Below are 381 nucleotides of genomic sequence, written 5' to 3'. Positions count from 1 at the left end.
GTTCAGGTGATTCGCGGCCTTGGCGGGGTGTGCGGACCGGCGGAGGGGGCATCGACGCAGGTCAACCGGGAATTCGTCGGGCCGTTGAAGCCGATCGTACGGCGATCCGGGCCTCCCGGCGGGCGGTTCGCACGGCTCGCCGTACGGAGCGCCGGGAATGGCCGATCCGGTGACCGGCCCGCCACCGCAGTCCCGGCTTGCCCTCGGTGTCGGCTGCGGCGAGCAGCAGTCCGCCGAAGAGGCCGAGGTTCTTCAGGAAGTGGGTCTGGTTGTTGTTCCTCGCCGCCGGGTCGTCGTTCTTCCAGAAGGGATGCCCGGCGATGGTCACCGGCACGAGCGTGCCGGCGAGGACCAGCGCCGCCGGGCGGGTGAGCTTCCCGG

1 pseudogene is annotated in these 381 nt (G+C 71.4%); it reads right to left on the bottom strand.

Annotation, left to right across the window (positions count from 1 at the left end):
- Nucleotides 1-61: 61 nt before the first annotated feature.
- Nucleotides 62-381, bottom strand: a pseudogene (locus C1I97_RS39060) (DoxX family protein); the annotation flags it as partial.

The sequence above is a fragment of the Streptomyces sp. NTH33 genome, from assembly GCF_003236365.1.
Taxonomy (GTDB): Bacteria; Actinomycetota; Actinomycetes; order Streptomycetales; family Streptomycetaceae; genus Streptomyces.
The sequence above is the reverse complement of the archived record's forward strand: the minus strand, read 5'-3'. Positions and strand labels throughout refer to the sequence as shown.